6 protein-coding genes are annotated in these 6380 nt (G+C 72.1%); 3 read left to right on the top strand and 3 right to left on the bottom strand.

What is annotated here, in order from left to right:
* Nucleotides 1-472: 472 nt before the first annotated feature.
* From KM933_RS38130 to KM933_RS38140, 3 genes are all read right to left on the bottom strand, one after another.
* On the bottom strand, nt 473-1132 hold the full coding sequence (locus tag KM933_RS38130) for a response regulator transcription factor (RefSeq protein ID WP_308013679.1): 660 nt from the start codon (nt 1130-1132) through the stop codon (nt 473-475).
* Between the two features lie 263 nt (nt 1133-1395).
* Nucleotides 1396-2754, bottom strand: coding sequence for a sensor histidine kinase (locus KM933_RS38135; RefSeq protein WP_221361997.1), 1359 nt, complete (start codon nt 2752-2754; stop codon nt 1396-1398).
* A gap of 290 nt (nt 2755-3044) precedes the next feature.
* Nucleotides 3045-4247 carry a sensor histidine kinase gene (locus KM933_RS38140; protein ID WP_221361999.1) on the bottom strand — a complete coding sequence of 401 codons (1203 nt, stop codon included), beginning with the start codon at nt 4245-4247 and terminating at the stop codon, nt 3045-3047.
* Between the two features lie 287 nt (nt 4248-4534).
* On the opposite strand from KM933_RS38140, the gene KM933_RS38145 reads away from it, so the two are divergent.
* The 3 genes from KM933_RS38145 to KM933_RS38155 form a co-directional block, all read left to right on the top strand.
* Nucleotides 4535-5029 (top strand): NADH-quinone oxidoreductase subunit A, encoded by a 495-nt coding sequence (locus KM933_RS38145; protein ID WP_308013680.1) that lies wholly within the window; start codon nt 4535-4537, stop codon nt 5027-5029.
* The gene (locus KM933_RS38150; protein WP_221362001.1) at nt 5020-5697 is read left to right on the top strand and encodes an NADH-quinone oxidoreductase subunit B; all 678 of its coding nucleotides are present in this window, start codon (nt 5020-5022) and stop codon (nt 5695-5697) included. Before KM933_RS38145 ends, KM933_RS38150 begins: the two co-directional genes overlap by 10 nt.
* A partial coding sequence (locus tag KM933_RS38155) for an NADH-quinone oxidoreductase subunit C (protein ID WP_221362010.1) occupies nt 5694-6380 on the top strand: 687 nt, incomplete at its 3' end. The genes KM933_RS38150 and KM933_RS38155, both read left to right, overlap by 4 nt.

The raw sequence follows: 6380 nt of genomic DNA on the forward strand, positions 1-6380 counted from the left end.
CATCCCGTCACCCGAGTCCCCCGCGAACCGGATGACCACCCGATCCAACCGGCGTACGTCCTTCGTACCCGCCGGTTTGCGCTGTTCTCCTACGACGGCACCGTCGGCCTGCTCAGCCGGACTGCTGACCTGACTGGTCACTGAAGTGAACCTCCTTCGAGGCGGCTGTCCGGGTGCGGCCCTCCCGCAGGCCCACCCGGGCCCAACCCTACGTCGGCAAGGGGCGCCCGCCCCGGGACGCTCGCACAATGGACGCCGTAATGGACGCCGTTTCGAGACTGCCGTACACCCTGCTCCGCCACGATCGCTCCGCCCCCCGGCGTCACCTGTGCAGACGCTCCGCGTCCCGTCTTCGGTTCTCGTACGGACCGGCTCTTCGACTGTTCAGCTGTTCAGCTCATCGGAGGTTCAGAGGTTCAGAGGTTCGGAAGGCCGGAGGTCCTGAACCTCTGAGGTTCTGAACTTCCGAGGTTCAGGAATTCAGATAGGTGAGGACCGCGAGCACCCGCCGGTGGTCACCGTCGCTCTGGGACAGGCCCAGTTTCATGAAGATGTTGCTCACGTGCTTCTCGACCGCGCCGTCGCTGACCACGAGCTGCCGGGCGACCGCGGAGTTCGTCCGTCCCTCGGCCATGAGTCCCAGCACCTCCCTCTCGCGCGGGGTGAGCCCCGCGAGGACGTCCTGCTTGCGGCTGCGCCCGAGCAGCTGCGCGACGACCTCCGGGTCGAGGGCGGTGCCGCCGCGGGCCACGCGGACGACCGCGTCCACGAACTCCCTCACTTCGGCTACCCGGTCCTTGAGCAGATAGCCGACGCCGGTGCTGGAGCCGGCCAGCAGTTCGGTGGCGTACTGCTCCTCCACGTACTGCGACAGCACGAGGACGCCGAGACCGGGGTGCTGCTTGCGCAGGTGCACGGCCGCCTTGACGCCTTCGTCGGTGTGGGTCGGCGGCATCCGGACGTCCGCGACCACGACGTCGGGCAGCGCGTCCTGCGCCGCGAACTCCGTGATCGTCTTGATCAGTGCCTCGCCGTCCCCGACACCGGCGATCACCTCGTGCCCGCGGTCGGTCAGCAACCGGGTCAGGCCCTCCCGCAGCAGCACTGAATCCTCGGCGATGACCACGCGCACCCTGTCCTCCACGATTTCCGGCCCCCCAGCCCATCCCGCACATACGTCGTCCCCCAGCATCCCAGCAACGCCCCGCCCGCGCGGCACGTTTCCGGCCCTCGGACCCGTAGGGGCCGGGGGGAACGGCGTGCGCAACCAAGACGGCACCGTACGCGACGACGGGGCCGGGCCCTGTCAGGGGCCCCTGCCAGGGGCGCGGGGAACGGCGCGCTCAGCCCACGACGCCCCGCGCCCGACGACGGAATCGGGGCTCCCGCGGAACGTCAGGCCGCCCGCCAGGGCAACTCCGCAGTGACCCGAGTGGGCCCGGCCACCGGCGAATCCACCACCAGGATCCCGTCGACCGCGTCGAGCCGGCCGGCGAGCCCCGCCAGCCCGGACCCCGAGGAGGCGTCGGCTCCGCCCACCCCGTTGTCGACGACCTGAAGCATCAGCCGGTTCTCGATCCGCCAGACGTCGACCGTCGCCCGAGTGGCCCGCGAGTGCTTGCTGACGTTCTGCAGCAGCTCGGACACCGTGAAGTACGCGATCCCCTCGATGGCCGGCGCGGGCCGGGCCGGCAGATCGACCTCGACCTGCACGGGAACGGTGCAGCGGGAGGCGACCGAGGACAGCGCCGCGTCCAGACCGCGGTCGGTCAGCACGGCAGGATGGATGCCGCGTGCCAGGTCCCGCAGTTCCTGCAGAGCCGTCTTCACCTCACCGTGGGCCGCGCCCACCATCCGCGCGGCCTCCTGCGGATCCGCCGCGAGCTTCTCCTTCGCGAGCCCCAGGTCCATGGCCAGCGCCACCAGCCGGGCCTGCGCCCCGTCGTGCAGGTCCCGCTCGATGCGCCGCAGGTCGGCCGCCGCGGTGTCGACGACCACCCCGCGGTCGGACTCCAGCTCCACCACGCGCGTGGCCAGCTTCGAGGGGCCGAGCAGCCCGCCCACGAGGAGGCGGTCGACCAGCGTCAGCGCCCGTACGATCCACGGCGTCGCCAGGGTGAGCAGCAGCCCCACCAGCGCGGTGACGGTGATCTCGAAGGGGTTGTCCAGGTAGACCCGGTGCGTCTCGTCCCCGTACAGCTGCAGTCCGTCCTGTCCGGCGTACATCGGGAAGACCCAGAACCACACCGGATACGTCACCAGCGTCCAGCCGGTCACCCACAGGGTGACGGCCACGGAGAAGGCGAACACGGCCCAGGGGAAGTGCAGCACCGTGTAGAGGAGGTGCCGCCAGGAGACGCCGCTCTTCAGCGTCGCACCCATCCAGCCCATCGGGCCCCGCTTGCGCATCCGCAGCGGTTCCGGCGCGGCGACGTCGAGCCCGAGCAGCCCGCGGGCCCGGGTCCGCTCCAGCGCGCCCAGTCCGCGGCAGCCGGCGAGCCCCGCGGCGAGCACCGGGACGCCGAGGAACGTGATCAGCAGGCCCGCGCCGAGCGACATCATCGTCACCGCGAAGGTGAAGGTGACGATGCCGATCGGCAGGCTCAGCACCAGATAGGCGAACTCGCGCAGGCTGCGGGCCTCGACCGGCGCCCGCAGCGCGGCGGGGAGCCGGTGCCACCGCTCCCCGGCGCCCTCCCCCCGGAATCCGGGGCCGTCGTCCCACCCGTATCCCTGTCCGTACTCCGTGGCCATGGCCGCCGTCCGTTCCTGATCGTCCGCTGGTGTACGTCCACAGTGCGCCGTGCGGCGCTTCCGGAACATGGAGCGCATCGGCGTCTCGATGCGGGGGTTTTCCCTACCCCGGGCGGCCCCCATGCGGCCCTCGTGCGGCCGCCCGGCCACCGCACCCGGTCACACACGGGTACGCCCCAGAACGCCCGAGAACGCCCCCGGCCGCCCCCGGTCCGGAACGGACCGGGGGCGACCGGAGGCAGCCGCTCCGCCGCCGCGGGCATCCCCGCCGGGGACCCGGGCACCACCGCCTACCTCTCCCCGGCGTCCTCCGCCCGGTCCCGCCACGGCAGCTCCGCCGTGATCGTCGTGGGCCCGCCGACGGGGGAGTCGACGAGGAACAGCCCGTCCACCGCGCCGAGCCGGTCCGCGAGCCCCGACATCCCCGTACCGCCGTCGAGGGACGCGCCGCCGCGTCCGTCGTCCCGTACCTGTATGAGCAGGCGGTTCTCCGAACGCCACACGTCGACCGAGGCGGACGCCGCACCGCTGTGCTTGCTGACGTTCTGCAGGAGCTCGGAGACCGTGAAGTACGCGATGCCCTCGATGGCCGCGGCCGGCCGCGCCGGCAGGTCGGCCGTCACCTTCACCGGCACCGTGCAGCGGGCGCCGACCGAGGACAGCGCCGCGTCCAGACCGCGGTCGGTGAGGACCGCGGGGTGGATGCCGCGCGCCAGGTCCCGCAGCTCCTGCAACGCCAGCTTCACCTCGCCGTGCGCCTCGTCGACCATGGCGGCGACGGTCTCGTCGGCCTGCCCCTCCAGCAGTTTCTCCTTCGCCAGGCCGAGCCCCATCGCGAGGTTCACCAGCCGGGCCTGCGCCCCGTCGTGCAGGTCCCGCTCGATGCGCCGCAGGTCGGCCGCGGCCGTGTCGACGACCACCCCGCGGTCGGACTCCAGTTCGGCGATCCGCCGCTCCAGTTCGTCGGAGGGCGACAGCAGCGCGCGCACCATCACCCGGTCCGCGTTGGCGAGGCCGCGCGCGATGAACGGCAGTACCGGCCACAGCACGAACAACGACGTCAGCGTCACGGTGAAGGTGACGAGGCTCCACGGCAGCCGCATCAGCTCGTACAGCATCGTGCGCCACCCGACCGGATCCCGCAGCGCCATCCAGAACCGCGTGAGGAAGCCGCCCCGCCCGGGGAACGGCATACGGCTCGGCTCGTCCACCCGCACCCCGAGCAGCAGCCTGGCCCGGCCGCGCTCCAGCCTCCCGAGCAGGCGCGCACCCATCAGCCCGGCCGCCAGCACGGGCAGTCCGATCACCGTCACCGTCAGCCCGGCTCCCAGGAACAGCACGGTGAGGACATAGGTGAACCCCAGGAGGGAGGCGGGCAGATTGGACAGGAGGTGCACGATCTCCTTCCAGGTGTGCCGGTCGTAGGCGAAGCGCGCGGGAGGCGGCCGGTCGCCGCCTTCCTGCGGGTCGGCGGCCAGGATGTGTTCGGTCATGGACGACACCTTGCCGGGCCCGGGCGCGCCGCGCCATGAGGTGGACCGGCTCCCGTATCCGGGGGAAAACCCCACCCCCGGCAGGCCCACCCGTGACGGGCCGCTCACGGTCGCTTTGGCAGGCCCTAGACTCCGGTGCGTACAGATCGTCGAACGCGCCGTGGCGCACGGCGCGCACGAAGGCGCACGCATGGTCCCACGGGCTCAGCCGGGCCTGTCGTACCAGCTCACGCAGCGTCTTACCGGGTCATACGAGGTCATACGAGGTCAGGGAGCGAGGGGCGGACGTGCCGGAACCGACCATGGTCGCGGCTACCGGGACCACTGGAGCGGGAATCATCGATACCGGGGCCGTAACCGGGGCCGCGACCGGATCAGGGTCCGGTGTCGGATCCGCCGGTACCTCCCTCGCGGCGGACTACTTCCAGTCCTATTCGGTCGTCGGACTGCTCGCCGTGGTCGGCGTGCTGTTCGTCGCCGTCGCCTTCGGGGCGGGCCGCCTGCTGCGGCCCGTCGTCCCCACCCCCGAGAAACTCATGACGTACGAGTGCGGGGTCGACCCCGTCGGCGAAGGCTGGGCCCACACCCAGGTCCGCTACTACGTCTACGCGTTCCTCTACGTGATCTTCGCCGTCGACTCGATCTTCCTCTTCCCCTGGGCGACGGTCTTCGCCGCGCCGGGCTACGGCGCGGCGACACTCGTGGAGATGTTCATCTTCCTCGGCTTCCTGGCCGTCGGTCTGCTGTACGCATACAAGAAGGGCGTCCTCACATGGACGTGACCCGTCCGACGCACCCGGACGAGACCGCTGGGGCCACCGGAGCCCCCGGGGCCACTGAGGCATCCGGAGCCCTCTCGGCTCCCGAGCCGCCGGTGTTCCTGCCGGAGCCCAAGCGGCTGGGGGCGCTCGCCCGTCTGGCTCCCGAGCCGATGAAGGTGGTCCTGAACTGGGGCCGCCGCTACTCGCTCTGGGTCTTCAACTTCGGCCTCGCCTGCTGCGCGATCGAGTTCATCGCCGCGTCGATGGCCCGGCACGACTTCATCCGCCTCGGTGTCATCCCCTTCGCACCGGGACCGCGCCAGGCCGACCTGATGGTGGTGTCGGGCACGGTCACGGACAAGATGGCCCCGGCCGTGAAGCGCCTGTACGAGCAGATGCCCGAACCGAAGTACGTCATCTCCTTCGGCGCCTGCTCGAACTGCGGCGGCCCGTACTGGGACTCGTACTCCGTCACGAAGGGCGTCGACCAGATCATCCCGGTCGACGTGTACGTCCCGGGCTGCCCGCCCCGCCCGGAGGCGCTGCTGCAGGGCATCCTCAAGCTCCAGGAGAAGATCGCCCGAGAGTCGCTGGGGGAGCGGTACGGGTCCTCCGGCGCCGGTCGCCCCTCCGCCGCCGCGCTGCAGAGCGGGCTCGTACGGCCGCCGGCCGCGGGGGACGCCCGATGACGACGACCGGATGGCTGCCCGCACCCGCCGGGGAACTCTTCGGCCCGGACGCCACGGCCGAGGAGTCGTACGGGGTACTGACGGTCGACGTGCCGCCGGCGTCCTGGCTCGCCTCCCTGGAGAGCGCGCGTGACACGCTCGGCTGCACCTACTTCGACTGGTTGAGCGCGGTCGACGAGCCCGGCACGGGGTTCCGCGTCTCGGCCCACGTCGTGGCGCTGGCCCCCGTACGCCGCCTGCTCGTCCGCACGACGGTCCCGCACTCCGCACCCGTCCTCCCCTCCGCCGTCGCGGTCTACGCGGGCGCCGCCTGGCACGAGCGCGAGACCCACGAGATGTTCGGCGTCACCTTCGAGGGCCACCCCGGCCTGGACCCGCTCCTCCTGCCCGAGGGCTTCGAGGGCCACCCCCTCCGCAAGGACTTCGTCCTGGCCGCCCGCGTCGCCAAGGCATGGCCAGGCGCGAAGGAACCCGGTGAGTCGGAACACGGCGGCCCCAAGCGCCGCCAGATGCTTCCGCCCGGAGTCCCCGACCCGAACGAGTGGGGCCCTCTCAAGGGACAGCTCCCACCGGCCCCCGCCCGCCCGGCGCGGGGCGCGGGACGTGCGGGAGCCGCAGGCAGGGCGGGTGCCGCGGCGGCCGGCGACCGCCCCGCGCGGCGGACCCGTACGGCCGGGGACGGC

The organism is Streptomyces beigongshangae (genome assembly GCF_019710745.1).
GTDB classification, from domain to species: Bacteria; Actinomycetota; Actinomycetes; order Streptomycetales; family Streptomycetaceae; genus Streptomyces; species Streptomyces beigongshangae.